13 protein-coding genes are annotated in these 14,695 nt (G+C 54.3%); 9 read left to right on the top strand and 4 right to left on the bottom strand.

The genetic code is table 11. The features are described 5' to 3' along the window. Window positions 1–35: 35 nt before the first annotated feature. Complete coding sequence (locus H924_RS14645; RefSeq protein ID WP_029703570.1) at window positions 36–1,013, bottom strand: NUDIX hydrolase; 978 nt, start codon at window positions 1,011–1,013, stop codon at window positions 36–38. A gap of 262 nt (window positions 1,014–1,275) precedes the next feature. Between H924_RS14645 and H924_RS13035 the strand changes: the two genes are divergently transcribed. From H924_RS13035 to H924_RS13015, 5 genes are all read left to right on the top strand, one after another. Then, window positions 1,276–2,763, top strand: a complete 1,488-nt coding sequence (locus H924_RS13035) for a CCA tRNA nucleotidyltransferase (protein WP_015652429.1) — start codon at window positions 1,276–1,278, stop codon at window positions 2,761–2,763. Then, window positions 2,756–3,361 carry a YqgE/AlgH family protein gene (locus tag H924_RS13030; RefSeq protein ID WP_015652428.1) on the top strand — a complete coding sequence of 202 codons (606 nt, stop codon included), beginning with the start codon at window positions 2,756–2,758 and terminating at the stop codon, window positions 3,359–3,361. Before H924_RS13035 ends, H924_RS13030 begins: the two co-directional genes overlap by 8 nt. 2 nt (window positions 3,362–3,363) lie before the next feature. Further along, window positions 3,364–4,077 carry an AzlC family ABC transporter permease gene (locus H924_RS13025; RefSeq protein WP_015652427.1) on the top strand — a complete coding sequence of 238 codons (714 nt, stop codon included), beginning with the start codon at window positions 3,364–3,366 and terminating at the stop codon, window positions 4,075–4,077. Continuing rightward, window positions 4,070–4,417, top strand: a complete 348-nt coding sequence (locus tag H924_RS13020; protein ID WP_015652426.1) for a branched-chain amino acid transporter permease — start codon at window positions 4,070–4,072, stop codon at window positions 4,415–4,417. The genes H924_RS13025 and H924_RS13020 overlap by 8 nt, the downstream gene beginning before the upstream one ends. 318 nt (window positions 4,418–4,735) lie before the next feature. Beyond that, on the top strand, window positions 4,736–5,485 hold the full coding sequence (locus H924_RS13015) for an IclR family transcriptional regulator (protein ID WP_015652425.1): 750 nt from the start codon (window positions 4,736–4,738) through the stop codon (window positions 5,483–5,485). A 67-nt stretch (window positions 5,486–5,552) separates the two neighbouring features. On the opposite strand, the gene H924_RS13010 is transcribed toward H924_RS13015, so the two are convergent. Further along, window positions 5,553–9,395, bottom strand: coding sequence for a hydantoinase B/oxoprolinase family protein (locus tag H924_RS13010; protein ID WP_015652424.1), 3,843 nt, complete (start codon window positions 9,393–9,395; stop codon window positions 5,553–5,555). A 453-nt stretch (window positions 9,396–9,848) separates the two neighbouring features. Here H924_RS13010 and H924_RS13005 point away from each other — a divergent pair, with 453 nt between their 5' ends. Together H924_RS13005 and H924_RS12995 are read left to right on the top strand one after the other, a co-directional pair. Then, window positions 9,849–10,580, top strand: a complete 732-nt coding sequence (locus H924_RS13005) for an isochorismatase family protein (RefSeq protein WP_015652423.1) — start codon at window positions 9,849–9,851, stop codon at window positions 10,578–10,580. 452 nt (window positions 10,581–11,032) lie between these two features. Beyond that, window positions 11,033–12,334 carry an MFS transporter gene (locus tag H924_RS12995; RefSeq protein ID WP_015652421.1) on the top strand — a complete coding sequence of 434 codons (1,302 nt, stop codon included), beginning with the start codon at window positions 11,033–11,035 and terminating at the stop codon, window positions 12,332–12,334. An 81-nt stretch (window positions 12,335–12,415) separates the two neighbouring features. Here the strand turns inward: H924_RS12995 and H924_RS12990 are convergent, their stop codons facing one another. Both H924_RS12990 and H924_RS12985 read right to left on the bottom strand, forming a co-directional pair. Continuing rightward, complete coding sequence (locus H924_RS12990) at window positions 12,416–12,622, bottom strand: heavy-metal-associated domain-containing protein (RefSeq protein ID WP_003860938.1); 207 nt, start codon at window positions 12,620–12,622, stop codon at window positions 12,416–12,418. Window positions 12,623–12,747: 125 nt separating this feature from the next. Further along, the gene (locus tag H924_RS12985; RefSeq protein ID WP_015652420.1) at window positions 12,748–13,092 is read right to left on the bottom strand and encodes a hypothetical protein; all 345 of its coding nucleotides are present in this window, start codon (window positions 13,090–13,092) and stop codon (window positions 12,748–12,750) included. Between the two features lie 75 nt (window positions 13,093–13,167). On the opposite strand from H924_RS12985, the gene thiD reads away from it, so the two are divergent. Together thiD and H924_RS12975 are read left to right on the top strand one after the other, a co-directional pair. Next, window positions 13,168–13,968, top strand: a complete 801-nt coding sequence (gene thiD / locus H924_RS12980) for a bifunctional hydroxymethylpyrimidine kinase/phosphomethylpyrimidine kinase (RefSeq protein ID WP_015652419.1) — start codon at window positions 13,168–13,170, stop codon at window positions 13,966–13,968. A gap of 171 nt (window positions 13,969–14,139) precedes the next feature. Further along, window positions 14,140–14,649: a DUF4395 domain-containing protein gene (locus H924_RS12975; RefSeq protein ID WP_015652418.1), complete on the top strand. Its 510-nt coding sequence runs from the start codon at window positions 14,140–14,142 to the stop codon at window positions 14,647–14,649. The last annotated feature ends 46 nt before the right edge of the window (window positions 14,650–14,695 follow it).

The following is a 14,695-nucleotide window of genomic DNA, read 5'->3' as shown; positions in this document are numbered from 1 at the left end:
TGATCTTGGGGTCTGGCTTGCGCCATGTGGAGACCTCACCGCGGAGTAGCCCTTCCCTCCGCCTTTTCCTTACGGGCGTATTCAGGCAAAAGATCATGAGCCATGCGCGCTAGCTTGCGCTCATCGGCAAATGCGAGATGCTCAATGAGCTGATGCGCAGGAATCCATGCCACTTCCGTGACCTCCGGATCTTCATCATTAAGATCGCCGTCGACAAAACGCAACAGGTGATGGTGCACAGTCTTATGAATGCGCTTGCCCTCGGAAACAAACCAATAATCAATAACACCCAGCTCAGTAAAGACCTCGCCGTGAATACCGGTTTCTTCCCACACTTCGCGCTCGGCAGTAGCTGCCTTACCTTCGCCAGGCTCAACGTGACCCTTAGGCATAGACCACAGCAGACGACCGCGACGGTCCAAACGGCCAATAAGCGCTACATAGACCTTGGAAAGATCTACCTCGCCGTGCTCATTAACAGATTCTGCGAGACCAGAAACTACCAAACCACCTGCAGAAGTTTCATCCGAGGTGACCATGCGAGACTGCTGCCCCGCCTGGTGCACACGGTTATTGGGACGACGACGCTGAGAATTAGACTTCCGGCGATTGCGATCATTTTTGGACTTATCTTTAGATCCCTTATTCTTGACCGGCTTTTCGCGAGTGTCTGCTGCAGTGACCTCTACCTTTACCGCTTTTTCGAGCTTTTCGGTTTTGTCGGGGTTGAGCTGCTTTTGGCCCTGCTGCACATCTTTAGTGCTCTTGCGATTACCCCGACGTCGCGAACGGCGCCGCCTATTTGGCTTCTGCTCTTCATTTCCGCTGCTGGCAGCAGTGTTATGGGGTGGCGCACTCTTGGTAGAGGCTTCTGCTGCGGGCTGAGCGTTCTGCTGGCCTTGCTGGTTCTGCTGGTTTTGCGCCTGATTTTGACCTGAAGGACGACGAGAGCGGCGGCGACGCCTTCTTTTTGGCGCCCCGCTGGTGTTCCCCTCGGGCTTCAAGTCACTCATTCAAGCAATCGTATCGCGAGTGTTGGCTATTCGGTATTAATGAACCACTAATTGCGGTGGCTTTACCCCTATAAGTCAGTCTGGTTCGCACCACATCGACCGCTAAAAAGGTGGATTGTGCGGGATATGGTCACTTTTGGGGCCGGAAAAGTGACCATATCCCGCACAAGGCGCCACAAATGGAGGTTTTGTGGTGCGGGCACGCAGCCATTGGCCCGGAGCGTAGTTTTTGCTGGGCTGCTTACTGGGTAGACTCAGATTCGTGAATTCCCAGGATGCTCAAAACCATGTTCAAGACCCCGGGGCGACTGTCGAAGTAGAAACAGATCGCCTCGCCCTCATGGCACGCGCGCACCAAGCAGTTGGGAACCTTTCAGAGATTCTTACTCCCCTTGCCGCGGCCTTTAATAAGAAAGGTCACTCACTTTATTTAGTGGGTGGCTCTGTCCGCGATGCATTTTTGGGTGAGTTGGGCCATGACCTCGATTTCACTACCGACGCCCGTCCCGAGGACACCCGCGATATTTTGGATGCCTATGCCGATGTGGTGTGGGATACCGGTATCGCCTTTGGCACCCTGTCCGCGGAAAAGCATGGTCAGCAAATTGAGATCACTACCTTCCGCTCTGATGTTTATGATGGCAATTCCCGCAATCCCGAGGTCACCTTTGGTGACACCCTCGAAGGTGATCTGATTCGTCGCGATTTCAGAGTTAATGCCATGGCAGTGGAAATTGCCGCAGATGGTGCCCTGACCTTCCATGATCCAGTGGGCGGTTTGGATGATTTGCTGCTGCAACGCCTAGACACCCCAGCCACTCCTGAGCAGTCTTTTAATGATGATCCACTGAGAATGCTGCGCGCTGCGCGTTTTGTCTCCCAACTTGGATTTAAGGTGGCGCCGCGGGTAGTTAGCGCCATGACTGACATGGCAAGCCAGATCACTCGCATTACTGCCGAACGTGTGCAGGTTGAATTGGACAAGATGATTTTGGGCAAGTGCCCAGAAGATGGCATTGACCTCATGGTGGAAACTGGCATCGCAGAGATCATCTACCCTGAGATCCCAGCTATGAAGATGACCCAAGATGAGCATATGCAGCACAAAGATGTTTATGCCCACTCTTTGCAGGTGATGCGCCAGGCCATTGATCAAGAAGAAGAGCCTGACTTGGTGCTGCGCTGGGCAGCGCTGCTGCATGACTGTGGCAAGCCGGATACTCGCGAATTCAGTGAGGATGGCCGGGTGAGCTTCCATCAGCATGAGGTGGTTGGTGCTAAGTTGGTGCGTCGCAGAATGCGTAAGCTGAAGTACTCAAAGCATATGGTCAGCGATGTCGGACAGCTGGTTTTCCTGCATATGCGCTTCCATGGTTTTGGCGAAGGCCAGTGGACTGATTCGGCAGTGCGACGCTATGTGGCTGATGCCGGTGAACTGCTGCCACGGCTGCATAAGTTGGTACGTGCCGATTGCACCACGCGAAATAAACGTAAGGCTGCGCGTCTGCAAGCAACTTATGATCATTTGGTAGAGCGCATCGAAGATATTGCAGCACGCGAAGATCTTGCGAAAGTCCGTCCTGATCTGGATGGCAATGAGATTATGGAGATTCTGGGAATCCCCGGCGGCCCGCAGGTGGGTAAGGCATGGAATTTCTTGAAGGAACTGCGTTTGGAGCGCGGACCGCTGGAACGTGATGTTGCCATCGCTGAACTTAAAGCATGGTGGGAAGGAGAACACAATGAGTGATTTTTATGCAGATAGGCTTTTTAACGCATTGGAACGCAATGAGGTCTCCCCTGGCATGCTGCTGGTCTCCGCGCCGGATATGGCATCGGAAGATTTTGAGCGCAGCGTCATTTTGGTCATTGAGCATTCGCCAGTGACCACCTTTGGCGTGAATATCGCCTCCCGCTCCGATGTTGCGGTGGCTAATGTGCTGCCGGAATGGGTGAATCTAACCTCCAAGCCACAGGCACTTTATATTGGTGGACCTTTAAGCCAGCAAGCGGTAGTTGGTTTGGGAGTTACCAAGCCGGGTGTGGATATTGCAGCCTCCACAAACTTTAATAAGTTGGCTAACCGTCTAGTTCACGTCGATTTGCGCTCTGAACCCGAGGCCGTGGCACCGGACCTGGAAGGTATGCGCTTTTTTGCAGGTTATGCCGAATGGGCTCCGGGTCAGCTTAATGAGGAAATCGAGCAGGGTGATTGGTTTGTTGCACCCGCACTGCCCTCCGACATTATCGCGCCGGGGCGGGTGGATGTCTGGGGCGATGTGATGCGTCGACAAGCAATGCCTTTGCCTTTATATGCCTCCTATCCCTCTGACCCCTCTGATAACTAGAAATGAGTGCGGAGACCCTAAAGGAGATACGCGCCGGAATTGCTGAAACCTCAGCCGTCGGACTGGGGCTTATTCCGCTGGGGCTGGCGTTTGGGCTGCTGATGGTGCAAAGCGGTTTTGCTTGGTGGTGGACGCCGATTTTCTCCATCGTCATCTACGCCGGCTCCATGGAATTTCTGGCCATCGGCATGGTTACCGCAGGTGTAGGCCCTATTTCGGCGGCGCTGACCGGATTTATGGTTAATTTTAGGCACATCTTTTACGGCCTCAGCTTCCCACGCCATTCCATTAAATCCCGCGCGGGGCGCGCGTACTCTACCTACGCGCTTACCGACGAGTCCTATGCGATTGTTTCGGCCAGGCCCCCGGGACATATCAGCGGGGTGCGCACTTTAACCATTCAGATTTTCTGCCAAATGCTGTGGGTTATCCCCGGCATCATTGGCGCAGTGGCTGGCCAAGCACTACCTGCCGGAATTAAGGGCATGGACTTTGCACTCACCGCGCTTTTTGTGGTGTTGGCCTGGGAAGCTTTTAAAAACAACAAAGATTATTCACTGCCTTTGAGCGCATTGGTGCTGGCAGTAGCTGCGGGATTTTTAGCACCGGCCCAAATGCTGGTGCTGGCACTAACGGCATATTTTGTCATATTGTTGCTGCGCTTCCGCTTCCCGCGCGTTGATGCAGCCCTAGAATTGCGGGCCCGCGATGAGTAATTATGGCCTCCCGCCCGGAGTGGGGCTAATCGACATCGCTGCGGTGCTCATTCCAATTGCGGTGATTACTGTGCTGCTGCGCCTTTTTCCCTTTGTGGCCATGCGGAAAATTAAAAACAATCAGCTCATGGCGGTGCTGGGCAATACGATGCCAGTGGGTGTGATGTTGGTGCTGGTTATCTACACACTTTTTAGCCAGTCCAGTGCGCCCGGCGGCATTTTTGCTTCCTTAGTGGCGATTGCTTTTACCGCGCTGCTGCACTGGTGGCGTGGTTCCGCAGGGTTGTCCATTGTGAGTGGCACTGTGGCCTATATGTTTTTGGTGAATGTGGTTTTTTAGGTTGCGGGGTACTGCAGGGGCTCGGCGGGTGTTGGGTGAGCCAAGCGAGCTGGGGATACACCGCAGCCTGCTGAATTTTGGCGGTTTGTGCGGGATTGTGCACTTTTTAGCTTCAAAAAAGTGCACAATCCCGCACAAATTGCTCTTTTTTGCCCTTTTGTGTGGTGAATGTGTTCAAAGTTTGGGACTTCCCTGTGCAAGTAGCACAAACTACCTTCACTTATGAATCGCTGTTGCGTAGAGTGAAACAAAATCACCCGGCGCACGGAATTTTGTGCGTATTAGTTGCAAAAGCGAAATTACTGCAGGGAGTTCTCCATGGAAGAAGCATCGGCAAATAAACGCGGTTCGATTTCGGCCTTGGCCAATGGACTCAATATCTTAGAGGTGCTTTCGGCAGCACGCGGTTTGCGAGGCGTCACGGAAATTGCAGCTCAAACGCAGCTGCATAAATCGACAGTTTCGCGAGTTCTCTCCACGCTGGAGGAATATCAGCTGGTGGAACAAGATGGTGCCAGCAGGAAGTTCCGCCTGGGTGTGGGACTTGTTGCATTGGCAGGCCCTTTGCTTGCGCGTATGGATTTGCCGCGCGCTGGTGGTGATCTCATCCAGGCTGTTAGTGAAGCAACAAATGAGAGCTGTGCCCTGGTTGCGTGGACTGGACGCGAAGGCATTGTAGTTGACCATGTGGATTCGCCACGTTTGGTCAAGCACATTACGCCGATTGGTACTCGTATTGCCCGTCCGCGTTCGGCCTCGGTGCAGGTGTTTTTGGCGGAGGTTGATCAGGCTCAGCGTACGCAGCTGAACCCTGATTATGAGCAATTTGCCGATGAGTTTGATGCCACCTATGCGGAGATCATTAAGCGTGGTTATGCCATTAATGATGGCGATACTGATCCTGAAGAGTGGTCGGTTGCCAGCCCTATTAGGGATTTCCGCGGGGATTGTGTGGGTGCGGTATTAATTTCCGTACCGCGGTTTAGGGTGACTCCAGCGATGGCGCAGGATCTGCCAAAGCGCGCAGTTGCTACAGCCGAGCAGATTTCCCGGCGCCTGGGCAGTTAAAAATACCTAAAAAGGAGGCTGCGGCTTGAGAGAAAATCTCAAGCCGCAGCCTCCTTTTTAGCGGGTTTTAGCCAACTAGTTCGCGGATTGCTAGTTCACTATCGCGGAGTTCGCGGGTGCCTTCTTCATCTACCTCGAAGCCGTCGATCATATTGCCGCGCAATGCCACGCGGTAAATGTTTTCGGCCTGCTCCAGGGTGCTGAAGCCATCCATGACGTCATCACATACTGCTTGTGGGTTGCGCTTGACTGGATCGCCATATCCACCGCCGGAGGGGACAGTGATTTGGAGGGTATCGCCGGCGCCGAGTTTTGCAGCGGTGACCTTGGAAGGCCAGTTCTCTGCAGTGTCGGTGCCAGGGTTGCGGACGATAGAAGCGTTCTTTCCTTCGTGGCCGCCGAAGATGCCCCATGGCTTGTCACCATCGTGACGGTCGCCTTCACAGGTGACTTCGGTTTCCACCAGGAAGCGGGAGGTACGGACAATGCCGATGCCGCCGCGGTGTTCGCCGGGTGCTGCTGGGTCATCACGGAGTTCATAGCGTTCTACCATCATTGGGAAGCGCCATTCGAGTTCTTCGATGGGGTTGTTGCGGGTGTTGTCGATAAGGTTGGCTACTGCGTCAGGACCATCAGATTCTGGGCGTCCGCCGTAGGCACCTTCATCGCACTCCAGGTAGACCCAGTACTCGGAAGCCTGTGGATCCCAACCGGAGTAGGACACAAAGTGTAGGTGTGCGGAGTTACCGGCGGTGACCTGACCGGGCATGATGGGGGCCAGTGCTTTCAAGGCGAGGTCTACTGCGCGCTGTACCTGGTTGAAGCGGGCGAAGGTGGCTGCTGGGTAATTCGGGTTGAAGATGGTGCCCTTTGGTGCGATGACATTAATGGGGCGCAGCATGCCTTCGTTTTGGGGAACGTGCACCTCGGAGGTGGCTTCATCCAAGAAGATCATGCGGGTGATGAAGGAGAAGGCGGAAACAGTGGTGCCTTCAAAGGCGCAGTTATAGGCGGTGGGAACCTGCAGTGAGGAACCGGTGAGATCGTAGGTGATGGTGTCGCCTTCGATGATTACCTTGACCTGGATTGGCAGTTTCACGCCACGGTTGCGGCCATCATCATCAAGCCAGCCGGTATCGGTGGTGTATTCACCATCAGGTAGCGCAGCGATACGAGAGCGCATCATCTTCTCGGAGTAATCCAGCCACTGAGAGCAGGAATCCTGCACTGCGGTGCGACCGTACTTATCGATAATGGTGAGGAAGCGGTGGCGGGCTAGTTCACAGGCCGCCATCATTGCTTCGAGGTCACCGGCATTCGACTTCGGGGTGCGGGTGTTGGAGAGGATCTGGTTTAGCAGCTGATCTTGGCGTTCGCCGGCCTTGACAATCTTGAGGGCGCGGAAGATCTGGCCTTCGGATTGGGCGTCGGAAATATCAACCATGAGGCCAGCGTGGGCGCCACCGATATCAAGCAGCTGGCCGGAAGCTCCAGCCCAGGCCACCAAATCACCCTTGTCAAAGATTGGCACAACTACCGCAACGTCTGGGGAGTGGGTTGCTCCGGCATAAGGGTCATTATGCAAAATGACATCGCCTTCTTGGATGTCACCGTCAAGCATTCCAATAACACCCTTGACGATCTTGGGCATAGATCCCATAAACATTGGGGTGGTATCGGATTCGGCCAAGGTGTTGCCATCGGCGTCGAAGATGCCGGCGCCCAAGTCCTCGGATTCACGGATGATGGAGGAATAAGCCATGCGCAGCATCACGGTGGCCATTTCCTTAGCGGTGGAGTTGATTGCACCGCCGATCACACGCATGAGGATTGGTGCAGCTAGATCCTCATTATCTGCGGCTTTTTGCTGCAGTGGTACGGCGATAACCAGGTTGCCATCTTCACGTACGGAAACCTCAAAGCGTGGCGGAACCACGGTGGTGGTGTCGTATTGCTCGATAATTGCCGGGCCGGTGATCTGGGCACCTGCTGGCAGCAGATCGCGATCATAGAAGGCAGTGCGCACATCTTCACCCTCAAAACACACCACACCATGTCCGACCAGGGCGTTTTCTAGGGAGCCGGCGCCGGTTACACCAGGAGCAGGTAGTTCAGGAGAAGGCTGAGATGCGCGGACGCGAATATTAACCAGCTCGATGGTGTCAGAATCAAAACGGTGACCGTATTCGTGCTCGTGGGCGCGGTGGAATGCCTCAATAAACTCGGGCATGGCGGCGTCGACAAGCGCGGTTTCTGGAACCTCAAAGCGCACCTCATAGCCCTGACCTGGGTAGCGGCAATCTGCCAGGCGCACCGCGGTGCCCTGGCCCTCAAGGTTGGCCAGCGCCTGCGCTTCCAGTTCCTGATATTGCTTTTCGACGCCTACCGGTGCGGTGGTGGAGGTGAGTAGGTGGCGCGCGGTGGCCACTTCTTCCACGATGCGGTCGGTGGCAAGCAGGCCAGTTGCGGCCACAATACCGGGGTGAGCAGGGATAATAACGGTTGGGATTTCCAGCTCGGCGGCGAGCTCACAGCTAAACAGGGGGCCAGCTCCGCCGGCGGCGACCAGCGCAAAATCGCGGGGGTCATATCCGCGGGCGGTGGAGTTGCGCTCCACGGCCTGGGCCATTTCAAAACGCTGCAACTGCAGCGCACCTTCGGCAGCTTGGGTAATGGTGAGGCCCAATTTTTCGGCTAAGGGGGCGAAGGCCGCTTCCGCTGCCTCGCGGTCTAGCTTCCAGTCGCCAGAGGCTAGGCCGCGGTCTGCACGCAGACGACCCAGCACCATTTGGGCGTCGGTGGAAGTAGGTAAAGTACCGCCGTGGCCATAACACGCAGGGCCGGGGCGCGCACCGGCGGAATCCGGGCCGACGCGGAAAACGCCGCCTTCATCGACATAAGCAATAGAGCCACCACCTGCGCCAATGGTATCGATATCAACCATTGGCACCATGGCCTGGTAACCGCCAATGCTGGTATCTAGCAGGTGCTTCATGCGCAGCTTGCCGCCGACAGCCACACCAATATCGGCAGAAGTACCGCCGATGTCGAGGGTGATGGTGGAATCAAAGCCGGAGAGGCCAGCGGACCAAATGCCTCCGATTAGGCCACCAACCGGGCCGGACATCATGAGGGTAACGGGGCGCTGAGCTGCGGTGGAGATAGGAGTCATGCCGCCTGAAGACTGCATGATCTGAATTTCATGGCGGAATCCAAGATCGCGAGCAGCATCGTGCAAGCGGGAAAGGTAACGGCTAACGGAAGGTCCCACAAAAGCATTAAGCGCGGTGGTGGAGAAACGCTCATATTCGCGGTAGAGCGGAACTACGTCAGAGGAGACGGAGAGATAAACGTCTGGGGCTTCCTCTTTAATAATGCGTGCGACTATCTGTTCATGTTCGGGGTTGAGATAGGAGTGCAGCAAGCACACTGCAATTGCTTCAACACCACGATTAACCAGGATGCGGACCTGTTCGCGCACCTCATCCTCATTAATTGGGGTGACTACTTCCCCATCTGGAACACTAATTCGCTCTTTAATGGTGAGGCGATTGCGACGCTTAACCAATGGGCGGGCCTGCCACGGCAGTTCCTGCTGGAGGGAGAAGTTCAAAGGCTTTTTGTGACGAGCAATGTGGAGAATATCGCGGAAACCCTCGGTGGTAATTAGTCCGACCTGGGCACCTTTGCCGGTGAGTGCGATGTTGGTGGCAACAGTAGTTCCGTGCACGATTTCATCAATGTCACTGACCTGCACATTGGCTTTTTTACAGATGGCGGAAATGCCCTCAATAACAGCGCGGCCGGGATCATCTGGGGTGGAAGGTACTTTTTCCACAGTTACGTTGCCGTCAAGATCCAAGTACACATCGGTAAAAGTGCCGCCGACGTCAATTCCAATTCGCTTCATGGCCGTGCCTTTCTTGTGGTGCTCTTTTGGTGCTGCCGGTGGGGAAATTCCCCGTGACGACAGTGTGTAGTCTCCGTGAGCTTGATTTTCTGTTGCGTTAACAACACTGTTCCAACTCGTAGAACGTTGTTGCATTTCTGAACATAGTCCGTCTCCGGCGCTTTTTCTATAGCGCAACAGAATTAAACCTATCACACGATAGAAAATCACCCCCGGGGGGTTGATCAGCGGGTATGTACTTTGTGCAGCTAAACCACCTTTTGAGCTGGGAAATTTCTATTGCTCTATCGAAAACTTTTCAAAAGGGCTTGCGCGCTTTATTGCTTGGCCATATTGTTGCAACTACGCCAACGGTGTTGCTCACAGAAGAGCAAGACACTTTAACTGCAAATCCACCGCAACCCGCCGGCCCAACCACAACCCCACACCGCTTTTTAAAAGGAGCTCAATACCATGTCGAACCTCAACGATCTTCTGACCCAGGCTTTTGAAGAGAACTCCGCTGAATACCAGAAGCGCGGATTCCAGCGCCGCGTCGGTTATGGCACCCGCCCAGCAATCGTCCACATCGATATGGCAAACGCTTGGACCCGCGAAGGCCACGCTTTCACCTGCGAAAACATGGACACCATCATCCCTGCTTGCCAGTCACTTTCCGAGGCAGCTCGCGCCAAGGGCATCCCAGTTATCTACACCACCACCGCTTATGAAGTAACTGACATTGAAAAGCCAAACGACATGGGCCTATGGGTTCACAAGATCCCACTAGAGACCTTGGCTGTAGGCTCCGAAGCAGTACAGATTGACTCCCGCCTCGAGCCAGCTGAGGGTGAGATCGTTATCACCAAGAAGCGCGCTTCCGGATTCGCCGGCACCAACCTGGCACAGATCCTTACCGCAGCTCACGTAGATACCGTCATCTTGACCGGTGTTACCGCAGCAGGTTGTGTCCGCCACTCCGCTGAAGACGCAATCGCTGCAGGCTTCCGCCCAATTATCGCCCGCGAAGCTGTCGGCGACCGCGTAGCCGGTGTAGTTGCTTGGAACCTCTTCGACATGGACGCAAAGTTCGGCGATGTAGAAAACACCGAGGATATCGTGGCTTACCTTAACTCTCTTCCAGACTTCAACGAGCAGCAGCCAACCTTCAAGGATGCCCTCACCGGTAACCCAGCACTGGTTTAATTAGCCCTTCTACCCCACCACTTGTTCCCCGGTTCGCCCACTAGCGCGCCGGGGATTTGTGGTCTCTAAAGGTGCTGGTTTTGCTGCATGAAAAATGCCGCGAAAATCCCGTGACCTGCAGATACACCACAACCCCTCTAACTGAGATGAATTGTGCGGGATTTGGTCACTTTTCCAGCCTCAAAAGTGACCAAATCCCACACAAACAGCTCCAAATCCCCTTTTTGCGGTGCGGTTTCCTGCGGTGTCGGAAGTCCCTCAGCTCCCGCAGCCCCGCAGGAAACCGCAGCCCCGCAGGAAACCGCACCATCGAGCACAACCATCAAATATCCCCACCAGTGGTAAAAATCCTGCTGCCTAAACCTGCTAAAGCTGGCCCAGACCAGCGCAAACGAGCTCGGCCTACCCAAGCCGGCTAGCCAACGCAGCAAAACCCTAAAGAGGAGCCCCTCATGTATGAATCTAAAAAGGCCAGTTCAGCTTCGCTCGCGGCAACCGTGGGCACTGTTGTGGAATGGTTCGACTTTGCCATCTACGGCTTCTTGGCTACCACTTTGGCAGCTGTGTTCTTCCCTAATTCCTCCGGCGTAACCGCACTTTTGGAAACCTTCGCAGTTTTTGCGGTGGCTTTTGCACTTAGGCCTTTGGGAGGCATGTTCTTCGGTTCGCTCTCAGACCGCATTGGGCGCCGTAAAGTACTTGCCGTCACTGTTTTATTAATGACATTTTCCACCGGACTTATTGGACTTATCCCCTCTCCGGAAACCATCGGCATCTTCGCACCAATTTTGCTTACTTTGGCCCGCTGCCTGCAGGGATTCACTGCGGGTGGTGAATATTCCGGCGCGGCAACGTACTTGATTGAAAATGTAGATCCCAAAAAGCGTGCCACGCATGGTTCAAAATTGTCTATGGCAACCTTCCTTTCCTTCGCAATTGCAGCAGCATTGGTATGGGCCATTGAATTCAGCATCGGTAAAGAAGCAATGGTTGCATGGGGCTGGCGCATTCCATTCCTGATGGCCGTGCCTCTTGGGCTTATCGGCTGGTGGATCCGCACCGGTGCCCAGGAAAATGTACGCCCTGCATCCGAACGCCCCGAAGCTCCTATTAAACAGGCATTGCGTACTGAGTGGAAGATGATGTTGCGAGTAGGTGGCTTTATCTCTTGCACCGGCCTGAGCTTCTACATTTTCACCACGTACATGACCACTTTCCTGCGCAGCACCGTCGGCCTGGAGGGCACCTTAGTACTGGCCGGAAACATCATCGCTCTCAGCATGGCAGCAATCGCAGCCCCATTTGTTGGCCGCGCAATTGATAAATTCCCCCGCCGCAACGTCATGGCTTTCGCTGCCTTAAGCACAGTAATTATGGCGATCCCGGCCTACATCATTGCAGGTCAGGGTACTTTGACTGCATCTTTGACAGCGCAGGTAATGCTTGGAATTGGCGCGGTTACCGCTAACTGCGTTACCTCAGTAATGATGGCCGAGGTCTTCCAAGAGGCCACCCGCGGTACTTCCGCCGGCATTACCTACAACGTCACTTACGCAATCTTCGGCGGCTCAGCGCCATTTATCTCCACCGCATTGGTCTCCTGGACCGGCAGTCCGCTGGCTCCCGCGGTTTACATGATCATCATCGCGCTCTTCGCCTTCACCGCGTCCCGCTTCATTCCCGAAACCTCCCCAGTTTTTGTCACATCCACCCCGGCAATTAAGGCACCAAAGGTGCTGGTCAAGCAGGGTTAAACCACGCTTTTCGACGAAAAAACCTGCCTCTTCACCACGTGTAAATGGTGAAGAGGCAGGTTTCTAAATGTTTTGGGTGCTTTAGGAGGCAACGATCTTGTAGCCGGCTTCCTCTACGGCAGCTTGGATCTCTGCATCGCTGAAACCTTCGCCACTGACAGCGACGTTTCCGGATTCTAGAGTGACGTCAACAGCGCTAACGCCATTAACTTCGCTTACCTCTTCAGTTACCGATGCCACGCAGTGCGCGCAGGTCATGCCCTCAACGGTGTAGTTCTTTAATGCCATGTCACTGGCCCCTTTCAGGTGAAGTATTCTCTCCCCCAAGGCTATACCCCTATGGGGTATGAGGGCAAGGCTTGGTTCTAATCCATTAGAGTTCTAATCCATTAGAAAACCTACGATTAGGGTAATTAACCCAGTTCAGGGAACTTAGTTAGCGCCTCCACCCACAAGCCCTCGAACTCTTCTGCGCTAATGACCTTCGCCTCGATATCGGGGAAGTCTGCGTAGGTATCTGGGTGCGGCACAAATTCATTTGGCTCATTAGCTAATCCAAAAGTCTTGCCGTCTAGAGTGCCGGCACCGGTAACAGTCTCTCCACTCTTGGATCCTGCTAGCTCCATAATGCGCAGCATTTTGCACATGGCAGGTGCACCAGGAGTGGTATGAATTAGCTCTTGCATTTCAGCGATGTGAATGGCTGAAGGGTGTCCGGGAATTTCAATTTCAGTACGTACGTGAATTAGTTTGCTCATAGCTATATAGGGTACGGCTGAAAATTTTTCCAAGCGAATGCCAAGTTCCTAAGCCCATAGGACTAAGTTTTAAGTGTGGTTAATTACGCATTTGTTATCGCAGGCTCAGAAGCAACCGGTGGCGCCGGCATCCAGGTCGACCTTAAGACCTTCCAGCACCTTAACGTTTATGGCATCGGGGCAATCACCTGCCTCGTAGCCTTTGATCCCAAGGACAATTGGAATCACCGTTTTGTGCCGGTTGACGCGCAGGTTATCGCCAACCAGATTGAGGCTGCTACTGCAGCTCACGATCTAGACGTGGTCAAGATTGGCATGCTGGGCACCCCGGCAACCATCGATACCGTGGCTACCGCGTTGGAGGAAAACAAGTTCAAGCATGTTGTGCTTGACCCAGTGCTGATCTGTAAGGGTCAGGAGCCCGGCGCAGCGCTTGATACCGATACCGCTTTGCGCGCCAAGGTACTGCCTCAGGCAACCGTCGTTACCCCAAATAACTTCGAGGCCACCACCCTCTCCGGCCTCGAGAAGCTTGAGACCGTCGAGGACCTCAAGGAGGCTGCCCGCCTCATTCATGAGCAGGGCCCTCAGTACGTAGTCGTTAAGGGTGGCATGGACTTCCCCGGCGAGAACGCCGTGGATGTGCTTTTCGACGGATCCTCCTACCACGTCTTCTCTGAACCAAAGATTGGTGAAGAGCGCGTTTCCGGCGCAGGCTGCACCTTCGCAGCTGTTATCACCGCAGAGCTCGCAAAGGGTGCTGAGGTTGTAGACGCAGTGGCAACCGCAAAGCGTGTGGTTACCCGTGCGGTTCAGGATGCTGTTGCATCCAACGCACCTTTTACCTCCGTATGGCTTGCTGAGGACAACAACTAGAGTTTTAAAATACCTCTCAAATCCCCGTGTTAGTGACTGCTAACACGGGGATTTCCGCTGCTTAAAGCGCCTATTGCCTAAGTAGACCAATAGGTCTATGCTTCATAGAACAACTAGTTCATAAGTGATTAGTTTTAAGAATTTATCACCTCTCTACAGGAGAACCCAGCGATGGCCGTTTTTGATTTCCCTAACCCCGTTAACGAATATGCAGCTCGCTGCACTGCGGGTTTGGTTGTTTTGCTGAGCGCCGCCACGCTTTTTGCCTCTGGTGACCTTCGTATTATTTTGGCAAGCATCTTGACCTTCGGCTTCGCATTGCGCGTCGCCGGCGGACCTCGTTACTCCCCCTTTGGACGCCTTTCAGTACACGTGCTTGTACCACTGCTGAAGAAAGCACCGATCCTGACCCCTGGTCCACCAAAGCGCTTCGCGCAGACCATCGGCCTGGTCTTTAGCGGTACTTCCCTCATCCTTATGGCCTTCGGATTTAACGTTGCAGCTTCCGTAGTCCTAGTCATGCTCATCGCAGCAGCCACTCTAGAATCCGTCTTCGGTATCTGCCTCGGTTGTTGGGGATTTGGCAAGCTCATGCGCTACGGCGTCATCCCAGAAGACGTTTGCGAGCAGTGCTTCCAGAAGGAATCCTCCCGCACCGGCTGGCTCGTTAGCCTGAAGTAGCACTTCGAATTTAAGACCACCAAATGGACATGTCCTTTGAGTGAAT

This window comes from Corynebacterium callunae DSM 20147, from assembly GCF_000344785.1.
GTDB lineage: Bacteria > Actinomycetota > Actinomycetes > Mycobacteriales > Mycobacteriaceae > Corynebacterium > Corynebacterium callunae.
Note: the sequence above shows the minus strand (reverse complement) of the source record. Positions and strands in the feature narration are given on the sequence as shown.